Source organism: Paraburkholderia graminis, from assembly GCF_003330785.1.
Taxonomy (GTDB): Bacteria; Pseudomonadota; Gammaproteobacteria; order Burkholderiales; family Burkholderiaceae; genus Paraburkholderia; species Paraburkholderia graminis.
Map to the genome: position 1 here is coordinate 1,357,509 of NZ_CP024934.1, position 19,438 is coordinate 1,376,946.

General features: G+C 62.8%; 19 protein-coding genes. 7 read left to right on the plus strand and 12 right to left on the minus strand.

Translation table 11 applies throughout. The features are described 5' to 3' along the window. Positions 1–6: 6 nt before the first annotated feature. Positions 7–1,206: an amino acid aminotransferase gene (locus CUJ91_RS06180; RefSeq protein ID WP_053857837.1), complete on the minus strand. Its 1,200-nt coding sequence runs from the start codon at positions 1,204–1,206 to the stop codon at positions 7–9. 332 nt (positions 1,207–1,538) lie between these two features. On the opposite strand from CUJ91_RS06180, the gene uvrB reads away from it, so the two are divergent. The 5 genes from uvrB (at position 1,539) to CUJ91_RS06205 (ending at position 7,281) form a co-directional block, all read left to right on the plus strand. Further along, complete coding sequence (gene uvrB / locus CUJ91_RS06185; protein ID WP_029972115.1) at positions 1,539–3,632, plus strand: excinuclease ABC subunit UvrB; 2,094 nt, start codon at positions 1,539–1,541, stop codon at positions 3,630–3,632. A 311-nt stretch (positions 3,633–3,943) separates the two neighbouring features. Beyond that, complete coding sequence (locus tag CUJ91_RS06190) at positions 3,944–4,492, plus strand: iron transporter (RefSeq protein ID WP_006053101.1); 549 nt, start codon at positions 3,944–3,946, stop codon at positions 4,490–4,492. A gap of 128 nt (positions 4,493–4,620) precedes the next feature. Beyond that, positions 4,621–4,953, plus strand: a complete 333-nt coding sequence (locus CUJ91_RS06195) for a cupredoxin domain-containing protein (protein ID WP_006053100.1) — start codon at positions 4,621–4,623, stop codon at positions 4,951–4,953. 79 nt (positions 4,954–5,032) lie between these two features. Beyond that, on the plus strand, positions 5,033–5,878 hold the full coding sequence (locus CUJ91_RS06200; RefSeq protein WP_029972116.1) for an FTR1 family iron permease: 846 nt from the start codon (positions 5,033–5,035) through the stop codon (positions 5,876–5,878). Beyond that, the gene (locus CUJ91_RS06205; protein ID WP_114156040.1) at positions 5,875–7,281 is read left to right on the plus strand and encodes a 4Fe-4S binding protein; all 1,407 of its coding nucleotides are present in this window, start codon (positions 5,875–5,877) and stop codon (positions 7,279–7,281) included. Before CUJ91_RS06200 ends, CUJ91_RS06205 begins: the two co-directional genes overlap by 4 nt. A gap of 296 nt (positions 7,282–7,577) precedes the next feature. On the opposite strand, the gene hemP is transcribed toward CUJ91_RS06205, so the two are convergent. From hemP to CUJ91_RS06225, 4 genes are all read right to left on the minus strand, one after another. Continuing rightward, positions 7,578–7,841 carry a hemin uptake protein HemP gene (gene hemP, locus CUJ91_RS06210; protein WP_114156041.1) on the minus strand — a complete coding sequence of 88 codons (264 nt, stop codon included), beginning with the start codon at positions 7,839–7,841 and terminating at the stop codon, positions 7,578–7,580. Positions 7,842–8,064: 223 nt separating this feature from the next. Further along, entirely contained in the window at positions 8,065–8,547 is a 483-nt protein-coding gene (locus CUJ91_RS06215) for an SRPBCC family protein (RefSeq protein ID WP_006053096.1), read from the minus strand. 86 nt (positions 8,548–8,633) lie between these two features. Then, positions 8,634–9,032 carry an OsmC family protein gene (locus CUJ91_RS06220; RefSeq protein ID WP_029972119.1) on the minus strand — a complete coding sequence of 133 codons (399 nt, stop codon included), beginning with the start codon at positions 9,030–9,032 and terminating at the stop codon, positions 8,634–8,636. 213 nt (positions 9,033–9,245) lie between these two features. Next, positions 9,246–10,124 carry a pirin family protein gene (locus CUJ91_RS06225; protein ID WP_006053294.1) on the minus strand — a complete coding sequence of 293 codons (879 nt, stop codon included), beginning with the start codon at positions 10,122–10,124 and terminating at the stop codon, positions 9,246–9,248. Between the two features lie 121 nt (positions 10,125–10,245). Here CUJ91_RS06225 and CUJ91_RS06230 point away from each other — a divergent pair, with 121 nt between their 5' ends. Then, the gene (locus CUJ91_RS06230) at positions 10,246–11,232 is read left to right on the plus strand and encodes a LysR family transcriptional regulator (RefSeq protein ID WP_053857838.1); all 987 of its coding nucleotides are present in this window, start codon (positions 10,246–10,248) and stop codon (positions 11,230–11,232) included. Positions 11,233–11,952: 720 nt separating this feature from the next. Then, complete coding sequence (ltrA, locus tag CUJ91_RS06240) at positions 11,953–13,323, plus strand: group II intron reverse transcriptase/maturase (protein WP_006046962.1); 1,371 nt, start codon at positions 11,953–11,955, stop codon at positions 13,321–13,323. Positions 13,324–13,482: 159 nt separating this feature from the next. On the opposite strand, the gene CUJ91_RS06245 is transcribed toward ltrA, so the two are convergent. The 7 genes from CUJ91_RS06245 to CUJ91_RS06275 all read right to left on the minus strand — a co-directional run bounded on the left by CUJ91_RS06245 (position 13,483) and on the right by CUJ91_RS06275 (position 19,417). After that, the gene (locus tag CUJ91_RS06245) at positions 13,483–13,902 is read right to left on the minus strand and encodes an ExbD/TolR family protein (protein ID WP_006051191.1); all 420 of its coding nucleotides are present in this window, start codon (positions 13,900–13,902) and stop codon (positions 13,483–13,485) included. A gap of 25 nt (positions 13,903–13,927) precedes the next feature. Beyond that, positions 13,928–14,656 (minus strand): MotA/TolQ/ExbB proton channel family protein, encoded by a 729-nt coding sequence (locus CUJ91_RS06250; protein ID WP_006051190.1) that lies wholly within the window; start codon positions 14,654–14,656, stop codon positions 13,928–13,930. Positions 14,657–14,683: 27 nt separating this feature from the next. Then, positions 14,684–15,418, minus strand: coding sequence for an energy transducer TonB (locus CUJ91_RS06255; protein WP_044021691.1), 735 nt, complete (start codon positions 15,416–15,418; stop codon positions 14,684–14,686). A 314-nt stretch (positions 15,419–15,732) separates the two neighbouring features. After that, entirely contained in the window at positions 15,733–15,966 is a 234-nt protein-coding gene (locus tag CUJ91_RS06260; protein ID WP_029972066.1) for a (2Fe-2S)-binding protein, read from the minus strand. 238 nt (positions 15,967–16,204) lie between these two features. Beyond that, complete coding sequence (gene murI, locus CUJ91_RS06265) at positions 16,205–17,092, minus strand: glutamate racemase (protein ID WP_107710873.1); 888 nt, start codon at positions 17,090–17,092, stop codon at positions 16,205–16,207. A 142-nt stretch (positions 17,093–17,234) separates the two neighbouring features. Continuing rightward, positions 17,235–17,714 carry a bacterioferritin gene (gene bfr / locus CUJ91_RS06270; RefSeq protein WP_006051186.1) on the minus strand — a complete coding sequence of 160 codons (480 nt, stop codon included), beginning with the start codon at positions 17,712–17,714 and terminating at the stop codon, positions 17,235–17,237. A 179-nt stretch (positions 17,715–17,893) separates the two neighbouring features. Then, a complete protein-coding gene (locus tag CUJ91_RS06275) occupies positions 17,894–19,417 on the minus strand; it encodes a fumarate hydratase (RefSeq protein ID WP_006051185.1) in 1,524 nt (507 codons plus the stop codon). Positions 19,418–19,438 lie beyond the last annotated feature (21 nt).

A 19,438-nucleotide genomic window follows, 5' to 3' on the forward strand; every position in this document is an offset into this window, starting at 1 on the left:
AAAGCTTTACTTCAACACATGCGCAACGGCGTTGGCCACCACGTCGAGGTTGCGCGTGTTCAACGCGGCCACGCAGATGCGGCCCGTGCCCACCGCATAAATGCCGAACTCTTCGCGCAGACGGTCGACTTGCGGCGCCGTCAGACCCGAGTACGAGAACATACCGCGCTGCGCATTGACGAAGCTGAAGTCGCGATCCACGCCGCTCGCTTTCAGGCGCTCGACCAGACCGTTGCGCATCGCGCGGATGCGGTCGCGCATTTCAGCGAGTTCCGTTTCCCACGTGGCGCGCAATTCCGGCGACGCAAGCACCGCCGCGACCACGGAGCCGCCATGCGTCGGCGGGTTCGAGTAGTTCGTGCGGATCACGCGCTTGAGTTGCGACAGCACGCGCGTGGCTTCTTCCTTGCTGCCCGTGATGATGGACAGTGCGCCGATACGCTCGCCGTACAACGAGAACGACTTCGAGAACGACGACGACACGAACACGTTCAATTCCGACGCGGCGAAGAGGCGCACGGCCGCAGCGTCAGCTTCGATGTTGTCGCCGAAACCCTGATAGGCGATGTCGAGGAACGGCACCAGGTTGCGCGCCTTGACGACTTCGACGATCTGCTTCCACTGGTCGACGCTCAGGTCGACGCCCGTCGGGTTGTGGCAGCACGCATGCAGCACGACGACCGTGCCCGCGGCATAGCTGTTGAGCGCGCTCAGCATGCCGTCGAAATTCACGCCGTGCGTATGCGCGTCGTAGTACGGATACGAGACCACCTCGAAGCCCGCGGCTTCGAAGAGCGCGCGGTGGTTTTCCCAGCTCGGATCGCTGATCGCGACCTTGCCGTTCGGATTCAGCCGCTTCAGGAAGTCCGCGCCGATCTTCAGCGCGCCCGTGCCGCCCAGCGCTTGCGCCGTCACGACGCGGCCCGCGGCGATCAGCGGCGAATCGTTGCCGAGCAGCAGCTTTTGCACGGCTGCGTCGTAGGCGGCGATACCTTCGATCGGCAGATAGCCGCGCGGCAGCGCCGCTTCGACACGCGCCTTTTCCGCGTCGCGCACGGCGCGCAGCAGCGGAATCTTGCCTTCTTCGTTGAAATACACGCCAACGCCGAGGTTGACCTTGGTCGGGCGCGGGTCGGCGTTAAAGGCTTCGTTCAGGCCCAGAATCGGGTCGCGGGGAGCAAGTTCGACGGCGGAGAACAGAGACATGGTGGGTGGCCAGCAGTAGTGAAAAGAGGGCGGCTACGAGCATGCGCGACCGTGCCGGCTGCGTCTGATGCAAAACGCAAACGCCGGATGACGCAAAACGCGGACAGAGGCAAGCGAGCGCAACTTCGCATTGTAACGAATCTGCGAACGTTTTTCGGACGATAGCGCCCGTTGGCGGGCTCATTTGCTTGAAAAACAGGCAGGGCGCCGCTAAATGCAAGACGGACTGTTCTCGCGCCGCTGCCGTCCTACGCGGATCCGTGCAGTCCGTGCCCGATCCGACTTTCCGCAACCCGTTAGAATAGTTTTTTGCCCAAGGCGCTGCCGTCCCCATGTCCGAACAACATCTGACCGAAGCCGAAGATACGCTCGACGAATCCAAATTCGTCCGCTTCGAAGGCTCGCCGTTTCAGCTCTACCAGCCATATCCGCCCGCCGGCGACCAGCCGACGGCGATCGAGACGCTCGTCGAAGGCATCGAGGACGGTCTCTCGTTCCAGACGCTGCTCGGCGTGACCGGCTCGGGCAAGACCTTCACGATGGCCAATACCATCGCGCGGCTCGGCCGTCCGGCTATCGTGTTCGCGCCGAACAAGACGCTCGCCGCGCAGCTTTACTCGGAGTTCCGCGAGTTCTTTCCGCGCAACGCGGTCGAGTACTTCGTCTCGTACTACGACTACTATCAGCCGGAAGCGTACGTGCCGCAGCGCGACCTGTTCATCGAGAAAGATTCGTCGATCAACGAGCATATCGAGCAGATGCGGCTGTCGGCCACCAAGAGCCTGATGGAGCGGCGCGACGTGGTGATCGTCGCGACCGTGTCGGCCATTTACGGTATCGGTAATCCGTCCGAATACCACCAGATGATTCTCACGCTGCGCACCGGCGACAAGCTCGGCCAGCGCGACATCATCGCGCGGCTGATTGCGATGCAGTACAACCGCAACGAAGCCGACTTCCAGCGCGGCTCGTTCCGCGTGCGCGGCGACACGATCGACATTTTCCCGGCCGAGCATGCGGAAATGGCGGTGCGCGTGGAATTGTTCGACGACGAAGTGGAAACGCTGCAACTGTTCGATCCGCTTACCGGCCGTGTGCGTCAGAAAATTCCGCGCTTCACGGTGTATCCCTCGTCGCACTATGTGACGCCGCGCGATACCGTCGTGCGTGCAGTCGAAACCATCAAGGCGGAGTTGCGCGAGCGGCTGGAGTTCTTCTATAGCCAGGGCAAGCTCGTTGAAGCGCAGCGGCTCGAACAGCGCACGCGCTTCGATCTGGAAATGTTGCAGGAGCTTGGTTTCTGCAAAGGCATTGAGAATTACTCGCGGCACTTTTCCGGCGCGGCGCCCGGCGAGCCGCCGCCCACGCTGGTCGATTACCTGCCGCCAGACGCGATCATGCTGCTCGACGAGTCGCATGTGCTGATCGGCCAGTTGAACGGCATGTACAACGGCGACCGCGCGCGCAAGGAAAATCTGGTCGACTACGGTTTCCGTCTGCCGTCGGCGCTCGACAACCGGCCGCTGAAGTTCAACGAGTTCGAGCGCAAGATGCGTCAGGTCGTGTTCGTGTCGGCCACGCCCGCGGACTATGAAAAGAAGACCGCGGGGCAAGTGGCCGAGCAGCTCGTGCGCCCCACCGGACTCGTTGACCCGGAAATCGAGGTGCGCCCGGCGCGCAGCCAGGTGGACGACGTGCTCGCCGAAATCAACGAGCGCGTGAAGGCGGGCGACCGCGTGCTCGTCACCGTGCTGACCAAGCGCATGGCCGAGCAATTGACGGAGTTTCTCGCCGACCACGGCGTCAAGGTGCGCTATCTGCACAGCGACATCGACACGGTCGAGCGGGTCGAAATCATCCGCGACTTGCGGCTCGGCACGTTCGACGTGCTCGTCGGTATCAACCTGCTGCGCGAAGGTCTGGACATTCCGGAAGTGTCGCTCGTTGCGATTCTCGACGCCGACAAGGAAGGTTTCCTGCGCGCCGAACGCTCGCTGATCCAGACGATCGGCCGGGCGGCGCGTAACGTGAACGGCAAGGCGATCCTGTACGCGGACAAGGTGACGGACTCAATGCGCCGCGCGATCGACGAAACCGAGCGGCGGCGTGCGAAACAGATCGCCTTCAACCTCGAGCGCGGCATCACGCCGCGCGGCGTGGTGAAGCGGATTCGCGACATTATCGACGGCGTATACAACGTCGACGACGCGCGCGCCGAGCTGAAAGAGCAGCAAACGCGCGCCAAGTTCGAGGACATGTCCGAGAAGCAGCTTGCCAAGGAACTGAAGCGCCTCGAAAAGCAGATGATGGAGCACGCGAAGAACCTCGAGTTCGAGAAAGCGGCCCAGACGCGCGACCAGCTCGCGTTGCTGCGGCAGCGCGTGTTCGGGGCGAATGTCGGCGATCACGTATCGGGCGTCGAATAAATCACGCGGCGGCCCAAAGCAAGGACAAGGACAAGGCGCGGCAATCCGCCGCGTCCTGTTCTTTGCATCCGAAAAGAGGGGTTGGCCCGCCTGCCATCTCCCACACGTCGTTTCTTAAGACACCCTTAAGACCCTGCTGCCATAAGGCTTCGCGTGCGTTCGTATTTGTTCCGGCAAGCGAACAATGATAAACTCGCCCAATATTGAGAATGGTTCGCATTAACGTTCAAATATGCGATCTGCTTCGGTTGGTTGTCCGACGCACTGTTCCAATGGGATCGAATCGAGTCAGATAAAAACAAGGAGTTTCAATGCGGATTTCTTCATTTGTGCGCGCTGGGGTTGCAGCGGCGGCGGCCGTCGCGGCGCTGTCGGCAACGGCGGCAGAGTATCCGATCGGCAAGCAGCAGATTCAGGGCGGCATGGAAATCGGCGCGGTGTATCTGCAGCCGATCACGATGGAGCCCGAAGGCATGATGCGCAAGGCGTCGGACTCGGACATCCACCTGGAAGCCGACATCCACGCGGTCAAGAACAATCCGACCGGTTTCGCGGAAGGCGACTGGATGCCGTATCTGCAAGTGCGTTACGAACTGACGAAGGCCGGTTCGAAGGACACGCAAAAGGGCGATCTGATGGCGATGGTCGCCAACGACGGCCCGCACTACGGCGACAACGTCAAGCTGCAAGGCCCGGGCAAATATCACCTGAAGCTGACCGTCGAAGCGCCGATGCAAACCGGCCACATGGCGTTCGGCCGTCACGTCGACAAGGAAACCGGCGTGGGTCCGTGGTTCAAACCGTTCACGCTTGAATACGACTTCACGTTCGCCGGCATCGGCAAGAAGGGCGGGTACTGATCTCCACGCTTTGCCGCAGCGGGTCGCATCGCAGTATGCGAGCCATCCGTGGCAAATGAGTGAATGCGAGTGAATGCAGCAGGCGGCGCGTGGAGTCATGCCTCGCGCCGCGTTTTCTGGAAACACCAATGAGAATCAACCGAAAGATCGCAGTCCTGGCATCGTCGATTCTGCTGGCGGGCGCGGCTCAGGCAGCCGATCTGCTCACCTTCAAGCTCGAAATGAACGACGGCAAGCTGACGCCGGCGCGCATCGAAGTGCCGGCAGGGCAGCGCATCAAGATCGAAGTGCGCAATACGGGCAAGGGTGCGGCCGAATTCGAAAGCGTCCAGTTGCGCAAGGAAAAAGTCCTCGCGCCGGGCGCCGATTCGTTCGTGGTGATCGCTCCGCTCTCGCCGGGCGAGTACAAGTTTTTCGACGATTTTCACCAGCAGGCGCAGGGCGTGATCGTCGCGAAGTAGCGGTGCTGGCGAGGCGGACGCGGGGCACCCGGCCCGCCGTCGCCAGCGACAGCAGTGGCAGTGCAGAAGGGAGTGCTTGATGGGTCAGATTCTATTCATTGTGTGGCGGGAAAGTGTCGAGGCGTTGCTGGTCGTCGGCATTCTGTACGCGTGGCTGAAAAATGGCGACGACGACGCGCGCCGCGGTTTGCCGTACCTGTGGGGCGGCGTCGTGGCCGGCCTGATCGCGGCGGTGGCGCTCGGCGCGGCGCTCGTCGGTTTCACCGAAGTGCTGTCCGGCGACGCGCAGGACTACTTCCAGACCGCGATGGTGCTGGTCGCCTGCGTGCTGATCGTGCAAATGGTGCTGTGGATGAAGCAGCACGGCCGCTCGCTCAAGCGCGACATGGAACGCTCGCTGCAACAAAGCCAGCGCGACTCGAACTGGTGGGGCGTGGCGCTGCTCGTCGCACTCGCCATCGCGCGTGAAGGCAGCGAGACGGTGATTTTCCTGTACGGCCTCGGCTTCGGCCAGTCGGGTCATGTGGACGGCGCGCAGATGCTCGCGGTGCTGATCGGCCTCGCGCTCGCGCTGCTCACGTTCTACGTGCTGCAGTTGGGCGGCAAGGTCTTCTCGTGGCGGCTCTTTTTCCGCGTCACGGAAATCATGCTGCTGTTCCTGGGCGCGGGTCTGTTTCAGACGGGCGTCGACAAGCTGATCGACAAGGAAGTCCTGCCGACCATCGTCGACCAGTTGTGGAACACGTCGGGCATTCTCGACGATTCGAGCACCTTCGGCTCGCTGGTCGCCACGCTCACCGGCTATCGCGCGCATCCGGCGCTGATGAACCTGATCGCGTATGCGGTGTACTGGGCGGTCGTCTATCTGCTGCTGCGGCGCGCGAACCGCAAGCCGGCGCAGCAGGCCGCAGGGCGCGCAGCATGAGTACGTTGATGACCCGTCCGGGGCGGCTCGCCGCGGCGGGGCAGTGGATGCAGCGGCACGGTTCCGTGATCCGCGGCATCCAGTGGGTCGTGGTCGCGGTGTATGCGCTGCTGATCATCGTGCCGGCGGTGATGCCGCTGCCCGACGACAGCGCGCATTTGTGGAACAACCTGACGCTTGCCGCGCAGTTCGTGTTCTGGGGCATCTGGTGGCCGTTCGTGCTGCTGTCGATGGTGATGCTCGGACGCGTCTGGTGCGGCGTGCTGTGTCCGGAAGGCGCGCTCGCGGAGTTCGCCAGCAAGCACGGCCGCGGCAGGGCGATTCCGCACTGGATGCGCTGGGGCGGCTGGCCGTTCGTCGCGTTCGGCATCACGACCATTTATGGTCAGATGGTGAGCGTGTACCAGTATCCGAAAGCGGTGCTGCTGGTGCTCGGCGGCTCGACGCTCGCGGCTATCGTCATCGGCCTGCTTTACGGGCGCGAGAAGCGCGTCTGGTGCAAATACCTCTGCCCCGTGAACGGGGTTTTCTCGCTTCTGGCGCGCCTCGCGCCGTTCCACTACAAGGTCGATGAAGACGCGTGGCGCCGTTCGTATAAGAACGGCGAGCACGGGCATCGCGTGATTCCGATTAATTGCGCGCCGCTCGTGCCGTTGCGCAACATGAAGGGCGCGTCCGACTGCCACATGTGCGGCCGTTGCAGTGGCCACCGCGACGCGATTGCGCTGACGTGGCGCGCGCCGTCGTCGGAAGTCGTGCAACTCGGCGACAAGCAGGCGAACGTGTGGGACACCGCGCTGATTCTGTACGGCCTGCTCGGCATCGCGATCGGCGCATTTCACTGGACAGCTTCGCGCTGGTTCATCGACCTGAAGATGTTCTTCGCGACCTGGCTCGTGGATCGCGACATCACCTGGCCGCTGCAGACCAATGCGCCGTGGTTCCTGTTCACGCATTACCCGGAACAGAACGACGTGTTCTCGTGGCTCGACGGCACGATGGTGATCGGCTATATCCTCGCGACGGCGCTTGTCTACGGCACCGCGCTGCTCGTCCTGATGGTGGGCGCGACGCGCACGCTCGGGCGTTTCAGCAGCGTGCGTCTGCATCATCTGACGCAAGGGCTGATTCCGCTTGCCGGGGCCGGCGTGTTTCTGGGTTTGTCCGCGACCACGCTGTCGCTGCTGCGCGCCGAGCATGTGCCGTTGTGGTGGGCATCGGACGTGCGCATCGCGATTCTGGCCATCGCGAACGTGTGGAGCGCGTGGCTCGCATGGCTCGTCACGCGGCGTTACAGCGAGCACTTCGTGCGGCGCGGTCTCGCGATGCTGTGGTTCATCGCGGCACTGGCCGTGGTGGATAGCGCGTGGTGGTTGATGTTTTGGGGCTGGGCGTCGAAGTAGACGAGTCTTTCGCGCAATCCGTCCCGTTCGCCTCGATCTCGAATCGTAGGCCGCAAAAACAAAAGCCGTGGAGATGACCTCATCTCCACGGCTTTTTCATTGGCATGACCGTGCACGGCGTTTCGTGCGCGCGTCGGCGGGAACCGAAAAAAGCGGCCTGGCTGGCTGCGACGGCTGGCTTGGTGTCTGCACGAAGGGGTCTAGTTCTCACGTGCAAGCCGTCGTGGCTGGCTAATGCCCAACACCTCTCTAGGAGGTGGTCCCCACAATACCTGGTACTGAAATCCGGTTGGTCGTTACTTCGTCAGAATCAGCTTGCCGAGACGCGTGGCGCGCAACTGGTACGTCTCGCCGTTGTGCACGATGCTGATGTGACTGTGTCCTTGCAGCAAAGCGTCGCTGCGCAACACGCGCTCGCCCGTTTGCGCCGATTCGTTCGCCCGGCTGGCAGCGGGCCTGACCGCAGCCGTCGATGTGACCGCCGCCGATTTCGGACGGCTGGTCAGCGCGGCAGCCGAACGGCGCAGGCTGAGCGTGGTAGGGCGAGTGGTATCGGTCATTCGTCTTTGCCGTTGCTTGATTCGATGGATGAATTCTAAATGATAACCATTCCTATTTACAAGGGGCAGAAATTCATCGGATCAGAGTTTCGATAGTCGGGCGAGGTGGGTGGTACAGCGCGCGTTGCGGGCTGGACCCGGTCGCGGCGGTGCGAGGCGCCGCAGCCGCCGCTGCAACTCGCCAGCGCGGCCCCAGCCGTTGACTAACGTTCGCTACAGCGAGTCAGTGCAGCGAACCCGGCTCCTGCTTCGCCTGCACGAACTGACGGATCAGGCGCACGGTATCGATGTCGTTCTCGCGATACGCGGACTTCACGATCTCCTGCGTCTGCACGGCGTCCTGATCGTTGGATACGGGCAGCGTGGTCGCATATTCGAAGCGCAGGAAAAGCTGCAGCTCGTCCGGCTGTTCGATGGTCATGGTCAGCGAGCCGCCGACGTAATCCGCCGTCGGCAGGATGTCGTAGCGCACGCTTTGGCTTTCGTGCAGCGTGACGCGGTCGCGGACCGTCGCCTGGCCGTAGTGCAGTTCCCGCTCGAGGGTATTGCCTTCGCGCGAAAGAATCGTGCAACTGTCGAGTCCGATCACGAACAGTTGCGGCTGTTCGGCGCGCAGCACGAGCCCTTCCCACAACTGCTCGCGGGTCATCGAGTCGACAAACGGATTCAACGGATCGTTGATCTGGATAAGGTGTTCGAAATTCAAGACGACAGCATCCTATGAAAGCGTTGCAAGCGCTGCAAGCGTTAACTCAACACGGCCGGCTACGCGCTTGCCGGGCCGTTCGCAAGTCACGCGACGGTCAGACCGGAACGGATCGTGATCGAGCGCGTGAGGATCTTGTGAACCGGACACGCATTGGCAATTTGCAAGAGCCGTTCCCGCTGTTCGTCGGACAGTTCGCCGTGCAGCGTGATTTTGCGGTCGATGGTCGAGCCTTCGTCGCCGGTTTCGATGTTCAGCGTGACGTGCACTTCGTCGAGCGGCCACTCTTTGCGTTGCGCGTACATTTTCAGCGTGACCGACGTGCACGCGCCGAGGCTCGACAGCAGCAGCGAGACCGGCGTGGGGCCGCGATCGCCGCCGCCGAGCGATTCGGGTTCGTCGGCGAGCCACGTGTGCTTGCCGTCGTCGAAATGGACCTGATAATTCGTCGAACCGATATGGGCGGTGACGGTGGCTTCTGCCATGCGCGCTCCTATGCAGGGACCGAAATCGCCGCGCGCGGCGGTTCTATGGCCTGAAAGGTCGGAGAGACGGGCGCGCGGCAGGAATCGCTATTGTGAACGAAGTCGGCGGCATTTGCGCCATGAGGCCGCCTCACACCGTACTTTGGCGCGAGGCTGGGCAGGAGTGGCTGTTATCGGACACGAGCGGCGTGGCGCCGCCCGCGCGCGGCCCGTTCAATGCGTGATCGCGCCCATCCGGCCGGCCTGATAATCGACCACCGCCTGGCGGATTTCATCTTCCGTGTTCATGACGAACGGACCGTAACGCACCACGGGCTCCTTCAACGGCACGCCGCCGAGCAGCAATACCTCGAGCGGTTCCGCGCCCGCGGTCAGCGTGACCGCGTCGCCGTCGTCGCCGAACACCACCATCTTGCGCGCGTCGATTTCCTGGCGCGCTTCGCCCTCGCCGTAAAAGCCCTTGCCCGACAGGCCATACGCGAACACGCGATAGTCGGCGGGCACCGGCTGACGAATCGTCGCGCCCGGCTGCAGCGAAAAGTGCTGATAGAGAATCGGCGTGCGCGTTTCAACGGCGGCTTTCACGCCGAGCGCCTCGCCCGCAATCACCTTCACGCGCACCTTGCCGTCCGCGGAAGTCGCCACCGGAATCTTCGCCGACGGCACGTCCTGGTAACGCGGCGCGATCATCTTGTCGCGTCGCGGCAGGTTCACCCACAGTTGCAGGCCGTGCACGCGTCCGCCGGTGCGCACGAACGACGGGTCGGGCATTTCGCTATGCACGACGCCCGCGCCGGCGGTCATCCACTGGACGTCGCCGGCCTGCAGCGTGCCCGAGTGGCCTGCGGAATCCTTGTGGCCGAACTGGCCTTCGAGCACATACGTCACGGTTTCGAAGCCGCGGTGCGGATGGTCCGGCGCGCCCTTGGCTTCGCCGGGCGCGTAGTCGATCGGTCCCATTTCGTCGAGCAGCAGGAACGGATCGAAGTCCATCAGCATGCGGGTGGGAAAAGGGCGGTGAACGACGAAGCCGCCACCTTCAGTCGTGCGAACGGCGGGAAACGTGCGTTCGATCGTGCGTGTCGTGCTCATCAATGTCACCTCGAAAATTCGGGAATAGCGTTGTTTTTGAAACATAGGGCTATTATAGGGACCGTTTTTCGGGGCGCCAGCCGCCGCCACGCAATGGATTGTTCTATTACTGGAACGATAGATGAAGATCGATTCACACAACCTGAACGACCTGATGTATTTCTCGCAGGTCGTCGAACATGGTGGCTTTTCCGCCGCCGAGCGCGTGCTGGGCATCTCCAAATCGCGTCTGTCGCGCCGCCTGACCGAGCTAGAAGCGTCGCTTGGCGTGCGGCTTCTGCAGCGCTCGACACGTAAGCTCGCGCTCACCGAAGCCGGCCAGCTTTTCTACCAGCATTGCCAGGCGATGCTGAGCGAGGCGCAGGCGGCCGTGAACGTCGTGCAGCAATTGCGCTCGTCGCCGCGCGGCACCGTGCGCGTGAGCGTGCCCGTCACGGTCTCGCAGACCATTCTGTCGACGATCCTGCCGGAATTTATGCATCGGTATCCCGAAGTGCGGGTCGTCATGCGCGTGACGAACCGCGTCGTCGATCTGTTCGAGGATTCGATCGACGTCGCGTTGCGCGTGCGCTCCGATCCGCCGGAAAACGCCAATATCGTCGTGCGTCCGCTGTGGCGCACGCAGCAGATGCTGGTGGGCGCGCCGAGCTTGCTGCAGCAGAACGCGCCGCCGTTGCAGCCGAACGATCTGGCGCGCTTCGAAACGCTCGACGTGCCGACGACCGACGGCCGCCACGTCTACCACCTGATCGCGCCCGACGGCAGCCGTCACGTGCACGAACACGAGCCGCGTCTCGTGACCGCCGATCTGTCGACGATTCGCGAAGCGGTGCTGTGCGGCGTCGGCATCGCCGCGTTGCCGGAGATGATGTACGGCGCCCCGTTGCGCACCGGGCAATTGTCGCCGGTCATGCCGGGCTGGACCTTTCCGGCGCCGCAGTTGTACGCCGTATTCGTGTCGCGGCAGGGGATGGTGCCGGCCGTGCGCGCTTTCGTCGATTATCTGGTCGAGATGCTCGATCCCGATGACGGCAAGCACATCTTGCCCGAATGCCCGGCGCCGGCCGAGCGGCCCGTTTCGCGAACCGCGGCGGCGGTGTCGCCCTAGCAGATCGCGCGCGGTGCGGCATCGTTTTTAGCATTGAAGCGTGGCCTGTCATGAGTACTTTCAATCAGCGTTTGCTTGAATGCGCGAGCCCACGGCGCTATATTGAAATCCCTTCGCTAAGGAGTCTCTTATGCGAAAACTCATGGCCGCTATCATAGCGAGCCTGATAGGGCTGACCGCGCTGTCCGTGTCGAGCACGGCTGTCGCATGCGGTGATCCGAGCCAGCAGTCTTCGACCGAAGGCAAATGATCCCGCCGCCCGAAGGCGCCGAGCGCGCACAAAAAAAGGCCTTCATCTGACGATGAAGGCCTTTTACTTTGTGCGCCCAGCATGGGCGCAATCTTGTGGGTGCAAGTCCCATCGTGAGTTGACCACAGCGAACGAAGTGAAGCGCAACTGCGTGAGGGCGACCGAGCGTGGGGAGGAAGCGTGGAGCGAAACCGCGAGCCGATGAACAAGAACCGGATATGAGGCGGTGCCGATCAGGGCGAGCGTGCAAAGAAGCGCGAAGCTCTCGTGGTCAAGGATCAGGCAACGTAAATGCGGCGGTTGTGCGGTGAAGGATTGCGTTCTTACCTGGGGAGATCTCGCCTCGTGCCTGAAAGGGCAACGGCGTCGAGCCGGAGCGAGAAGTCAGCAGAGGCCGTAGTAGTCACAGGACAGGTTGATGAGGCCGAAGCTGGTGACGAAGGGCTAAACGGGAAGGAGTGTCCAGCGTCATGTCGATGCGACAGGCAATGCGTCAGATGCCCGCGCAAGCGGGGCGGGTGGGGGTCACGTGCGGTGAAGCTGCACGGCGTACACCGACTAGCGATGAAGCCTGCTGCCCGCGACATGAATCCGGGGACACAGGGTCGGCGCTGCTGGAAGCGGCGCTGACAGGAGAGAACCTGAAGCAGGCGTTCAAACGGGTCCGGTCCAACAAGGGAGCCGCTGGCGTGGACGGTCTGGACGTTGACCAGACGTCGCGTCATCTGGTGACGGCGTGGCCCGCGATCCGTGAACAGTTGCTCAAGGGGACGTACCGGCCCAGCCCGGTACGTCGGGTGACGATACCGAAGCCGGATGGAGGCGAGCGCGAGCTTGGCATCCCGACGGTAACGGACCGGTTGATCCAGCAGGCGCTGCTACAGGTGCTACAGCCGGTTCTGGACCCTACCTTCAGCGAGCACAGCCACGGCTTCCGGCCTGGACGGCGTGCGCACGACGCGGTGTTAGCCGCGCAGTCGTACGTGCAGTCGGGTCGGCGAATCGTGGTGGACGTTGATCTGGAGAAATTCTTTGACCGGGTCAACCACGACATCCTGATTGACCGTCTACAGAAGCGAATCGATGATGCCGGCGTAATCCGGCTGATCCGGGCGTATCTGAGCAGCGGCATCATGGATGGCGGAGTGGTCCAGCAACGGGATCAGGGCACGCCGCAAGGCGGACCACTGTCCCCGTTGCTGGCCAACGTGCTGCTCGACGAAGTGGATAAGGAACTGGAGCGGCGGGGTCATTGCTTCGCGCGCTACGCCGACGACGCGAATGTCTATGTTCGTAGCCGCCGGGCGGGTGAGCGGGTGATGGCACTGCTGCGGCGTCTGTATGGGCGACTGCGGCTGAAGGTCAACGAGACCAAAAGCGCGGTGGCCAGTGTGTTTGGTCGCAAGTTTCTGGGCTACAGCCTGTGGGTGGCTGCGGGTGGGGTGGTCAAACGCAAGGTGGCGGCCAAACCGCTGCTGGCGTTCAAACACCGCATCCGTGAACTGACCCATCGCTCTGGCGGGCGCAGCATGAAGAAAGTGGTGGAACAGTTACGGCCTTACGTGCAAGGCTGGAAGGCGTACTTCAGGTTGGCGCAAACACCCGGTGTGTGGTTGGCACTGGATGAGTGGCTGCGTCACCGGTTGCGCGCGATCCATCTCAAACACTGGCGCCGTGGCACCACCATCTACCGGGAACTGCGTGCGCTGGGGGCATCGGCCGCTGTGGCGCGACAAGTGGCGGCGAACAGTCGTTGCTGGTGGCGCAATAGCGACGGTGCGCTCAAGCGCGTGCTGACCATCGCCTACTTCGACCAACTGGGCGTACCCCGACTCTCATAACCTCAACTTCCCGAACCGCCCGGTGCGGACCCGCATGCCGGGTGGTGTGGCAGGGGTACGGCCTCATGGCCGTCCCCTATGCCGATTTAGCCCCTGTTTCAAGGGCTTTTCTTCATTTCCCGACGATGCCGGGCATGCTCGGCCAGCGTTTCAAAGCGCTCATTTGCCCTTGGGCTGCGTAACGAAACCGATCTTCGTCAGGCCGCCTGCCTGCGCGGCCGACATCACCTGCGCGACCTTTTCGTAAGGCACTTTACGATCCGCGTCGAGATGCAGTTCCGGCTGCGGATTTGCCTGCGCGGCCTCTGCAATTTTTGCGCTCAACTGCGCTTCGTCGACCTTCTTGTCGTTCCACAGAACATTGCCGTCCGCGTCGACCGCGACGGTGACTTGCGCGGGCTTCGTGTCTTCTTTCTGACTGCTTGCATGCGGCAGATCGATTTTCACCGCGTGACGGATCACGGGAATCGTCACCATGAAAACGATCAGGAGAACCAACATGACGTCGACGAGCGGCGTCATGTTGATTTCGTTCATCAGGCCGTCGTCATCGTCGCCGGCGAAGGGGCTCATTGCCATCGTGTGCCTCGTCGTTCAGTGCGCTTTAATTGGCGCGAGCGGCGAGACGCAGGCCGTCGCGCTTGGTCGACGACAGGCGCGCGCCCGTCACGAAGAATGCGTGCAGGCCATGCGCGAAGCGGCTCAGCTTCGCCACGATCGCCTTGTTGGCACGCGTGAGAGCGTTATAGCCGAGCACGGCCGGAATCGCAACGAAGAGACCGAACGCGGTCATGATGAGCGCTTCGCCGACCGGACCGGCCACCTGGTCAATCGACGACTGGCCGCTCGCGCCGATGGCGAGCAGCGCGTGATAGATGCCCCACACGGTGCCGAACAGGCCGACGAACGGCGCGGTGCTGCCGATCGACGCGAGAATCGCGAGACCGCTTTGCATGCGCGCGACGCTTTCGTCCATGGTGTCCTTCAGGCAACGCGTGACCCAGTCCGACACGTCCATCCGGTCATGCAGATGCGGCTGTGTCTGATGGTGATGATCGGCGGCTTCCTGGCCCGACAGTGCGAGCGCGAGGAACGGATTGTCTTGCGGCGTCGACGCGCCGGCGCCGAGCTTCTTCACGCCGTCGGCGAGATCGTCCGAATGCCAGAACGCCTGCTCCGCGTTCTTCGTGAGGCGGTTCAGCCGCATCACGTTCCATCCCTTGATGACGATTACGCTCCACGACATCACCGACATCACCAGCAGCGCGAGCGCGATGCCGCGCGTGACGAAATCCCCTTGCGCCCAGACGTGCGCCAATCCGTAGTTTTGCATTGCAATTCCTTTATTTTGAAATCTGCTTCAATCTTCGAGATTGAAGTTGTAAGGCTGGGTGTAGGCGGCCCGAATGGGCTGGCCGTCCTCGAGATAGGGCTTGCACGCGCTCGCATGCGCGGCGGCGAGCGCGGCGTCGTCGAGACGGCTGAAGCCGCTGCTCTTCTTCAATTCGATGTTCTCGAGCTTGCCGGTCAGGCCGACCACGAACTTCACATAGGCGGTGCCGGTCTCGCCGCGGCGCCGCGACAGCGCCGGGTAGTCGGGCTTGGCGATGTTGCAGTCGAGGTGCGAGACGTTCTTCGGCGCGGAGATTTCCATCGTCTGACGACCGATCGCGGGCGCGGCCGGTGCGGCAGGCGTCGGCGGCGCGGCGGGAGCGGCAGGCGCGGCGGGCTCAGGCGGCGCGACCGTCACGGGCGACGGCGCGGGCGCCTCGCGCAGCGGCGCGGGGGCGGACTTCGGCGTCGGCTTCGGCTGTACCTTCGGCTTGCTGTGGACCGGCGGCGTGGGCGTGGGCGGCGGCGGCGCGACCGACTGCACCGCGGCCGGCGCGGCAACCGGCGCGGGCGGCAGCAATTGCGCGGTCATCACGCGCGACTCGAGGGCAGGCTGCACCGGGTCGTGCCGCAGTGTCAGGATCACGGCGAGCAACGCGACGTGAACCGCCGCGACCAAGGCGGTCGCGGTCAGGACGCGGGGATTCATTCGGTTGGACGAAGCCGGTGCGGCGCCGGCTGAGACGGTATGCGAAGCCTGCATGTTAGCGTGGCGGCGCGCTGTCGATGCAGCACGCCTGACAATACTTCGTCATGTTCGGAAGATCAGCAGCGAAATACACAATGTGGTCACGAAACCAATCAGCAATTCCATCTCGGGCTCCTTTGACGGGTGAGCGGGTCGCTGGCTGGCAGGAATACTGGCTTGCTGACGGCAGTGGACTAAATAAAAAGCGCTCGAAAGCGCCGAATGATGAGCATCAAAAACGCATCTCAACGCGAAGCGGCGGGGGCAGTGCGGCAACAAGACGGCGCAGGTGCTTTTGTGCGCCTCGCGCCGCGTGTCGTGAACTTGCCTTAAGCCGCCTTGCGTTCGTAAAACGTCACCGGCATGGCCTGCTGATGCTCGAAGCCGCAGCGGCTCGAGCACACGCCGCTTTGCATCATCACGTCGCGCACCGAGTCCGCGCATTTGCCGCAGCAGGTGGCGACGCCGAGCTCAAATTGCAGCTCGTCGAACGAGTCGACGCCTTCCGCGATCGAGGCACGGATCTTTCGGTCAGAAACAGACTTGCAGACACAGACAATCATGGCGGGCGTCATAGCTAACGTTAATGCGAATTATTATCATTTTGTTTGGCCGGTTTGGCAAGCGTCTCAGGTGGTTTTTTGTAACAAAACCAGACTCTTAGAAGGGTTTCGACTATGACGCGACGGCGCGGGCTGGCGGCGCGCGGCGCAGCGGAGGGTGCTTAAACCGCATAAAAACGCGCGCGGTGGCGTCGGAAGTGGCGTCAGAAACGGCGTCGGAAACCGCGCCGAAAGGGCGCTAGGCCGGCTGCGACGAGAGCGCAGCGGTACGGCGCGACGGAATCAGCACGCGCTCGACCTGCGCGTCCATGTTCAGCAGCGTCGCGACAAGCTGCCGCAGATGCGTGCCGTTGTCGGTGGAATAAAAGCGCGGCGGCGGGGCGCCTGCCGTTTCGGGCGTTGCGCGCACGCCGTGCTGTTCGAGCACGCGCTCGAGTTGGCGGGCAATCGCCACGCTCGTGTCGATCAACGCCATCCGGTCGCCGACGATGTCGCGGATCGCCGCATCGAGAAACGGATAGTGTGTGCAGCCGAGCACGAGGGTATCGGCGCCGGCGGCGAGCATCGGCTGAAGATAGCTTGCGAGCAGCGCGCGCAACTCCGCCGAACCGACGTCGCAGCGCTCGACGGCCTGCACGAGCCCGTGACCGGGCTGACAGATGAAGCGGCAATCGGCCGCGTAGCGCTCGAGCAGCGCCTGAAAACGGGCGCTGCGCAACGTGACCTGGGTGGCGAGCACGCCCGCCACGCGCGTTTTCGATTGCAGCGCGGCGGGCTTGATGCCCGGCTCGACGCCGACAAGCGGGATGCTCAGCTTTTCGCGAACCAGCGCGATGGATTGCGCGGTCGCCGTGTTGCAGGCCACGATCAGCGCCTTCGCGCCTTGCCTCGCGAGCCACTCGCCGATGGCGAGTGTCCGGTCCGCGATGAAGTCGTCGTCGCGCTCGCCGTAGGGCGCGTACAACGAATCGGCGACGTACAGCAGCGCCTCGTCGGGCAATTGAGCCCGAACCGCCCGCAACACCGACAAGCCGCCGAGACCCGAGTCGAAAATGCCGACGGGCGCGCGCGAAGCGACGCTCGACCGAGCGATTGATGCATTCGAAGACGGCGATTCTGCTGGCATGGGCGATCGGGACGCGCGGCGCGACGGTCAGGCAAAGCGGGGAAAGGGAAGCGGCCAAGTATATCGCCAGCGCGGCGCATGCTATCCCGAATGAATAGTCAGAAGCTCATGCGCCGGTGCGTGGCCTTGCGATGCGATCCGCTTAGGACTCCACCGAGCCCATCGCGGTTTGCTGGTAATTCTGAATGCCGACCTTGTCGATCAGGTCGAGTTGCGTTTCGAGCCAGTCGATGTGCTCTTCCGTGTCGTCGAGAATCTTCACGAAGATTTCACGCGAGATGAAATCGCGAACTGATTCGCAATACGCAATAGCTTCCTTGCAGGTGCTCTGCGAAATCTGCTCGAGCTTCAGGTCGCATTCGAGAATCTCTTTGGTTTCCTCGCCGATCAGAAGCTTGTGCAGGTCTTGCAGATTCGGCAGACCGTCAAGCATGAAAATCCGTTCGATCAGCCAGTCGGCGTGTTTCATTTCGCCGATCGACTCGTCGTATTCATGCTTGCCGAGTTTCTCGAGACCCCAATGCTTGTACATCCGCGCGTGCAGGAAGTACTGGTTGATCGCGGTCAATTCATTCTTCAATTGAGCGTTGAGATACTCGATAACTTTCTTGTCGCCTTGCATGATCTTTCCTTGGTGGGGACTTCAATTTTTCAACAACAATAAACGCCATGCCTGAAAAAGCCAAGAGAACAGAACATCTTGACGCGGTTCCCGGCTTTGCATGTGACGCATGCCGCCCATGAAAAAAGCCGGGACCGCGGCCCCGGCTTCTCAGTACGCTTGACGCGTCAGGCGGCCAATCAGACCGTTGCGACCGGAATCTTGCCGATCTTTGCCTGCCATTCCTTCGGGCCGGTCTGGTGCACCGAAGTGCCGTTCGAATCGACCGCGACCGTGACCGGCATGTCCTGCACGTCGAACTCGTAGATCGCTTCCATGCCGAGGTCTTCGAATGCCAGCACCTTCGCGCTGCGGATCGCCTTCGACACGAGATAAGCGGCGCCGCCCACGGCCATCAGATACGCAGCCTTGTGTTTCTTGATTGCCTCGATTGCAACCGGTCCGCGCTCGGCCTTGCCGATCATCGAAATGAGGCCGGTTTGCGCGAGCATCGTCTCGGTGAACTTGTCCATGCGCGTGGCCGTGGTCGGGCCTGCCGGACCGACTGCTTCGTCGCGCACCGGATCGACCGGGCCGACGTAGTAGATCACGCGATTCGTGAAGTCGACCGGCAGCTTTTCGCCCTTCGCCAGCATATCGGCGATGCGCTTATGCGCGGCGTCGCGGCCCGTCAGCATCTTGCCCGACAGCAGCAGCGTCTGGCCCGGCTTCCATGCGGCGACTTCTTCTGGCGTCAGCGTGTTCAGATCGACGCGCTTGCTGGTTTCCGTATTCGGTTCCCACTGCACCTTCGGCCATGCGTCGAGCGACGGCGCTTCGAGCTTCGCGACGCCCGAGCCGTCCAGCGTGAAGTGAGCGTGACGCGTGGCCGCGCAGTTCGGAATGATCGCGATCGGCTTGGACGCGGCGTGCGTCGGCGCGGCCATGATCTTCACGTCGAGCACGGTGGCGAGACCGCCGAGACCTTGTGCGCCGATGCCGAGCGCGTTGACCTTCTCATGCAATTCGACGCGCAGTTCCTCGATCCAGTCTTGCGGGCCGCGTGCGATCACGTCCTGAATGTCGATCGGGTCCATCAGCGATTCTTTTGCCATCAGCATGGCTTTTTCAGCCGTGCCGCCGATGCCGATGCCAAGCATGCCCGGCGGACACCAGCCCGCGCCCATGGTCGGCACGGTCTTCAGAATCCAGTCGACGATCGAATCCGACGGATTGAGCATGGCGAACTTCGATTTGTTCTCCGAGCCGCCGCCCTTGGCCGCGACCTGCACGTCGACCTTGTCGCCCGGCACGATCTCGTAGTGAATCACCGCCGGCGTGTTGTCTTTCGTGTTCTTGCGCGCGCCTTCGGGCGGGCTCACGATCGACGCGCGCAGCACGTTGTCGGGATTCAGATAACCGCGGCGCACGCCTTCGTTGATCATGTCCGTGACGCTCATCGTCGCGCCGTCCCAACGCACGTCCATGCCCACCTTCACGAACACCGTGACGATGCCGGTGTCCTGGCAGATCGGGCGCTTGCCTTCGGCGCACATGCGGCTGTTGGTGAGGATCTGCGCGATGGCATCTTTCGCGGCCGGGCTCTGTTCGAGTTCGTATGCGCGGCCGAGCGCCTGGATGTAGTCGAGCGGATGGTAGTAGCTGATGTACTGAAGCGAATCAGCAATGCTCTGGATCAGATCTTCCTGTTTGATGACGGTCATGGCTAAGCTCGGTGGGGACAG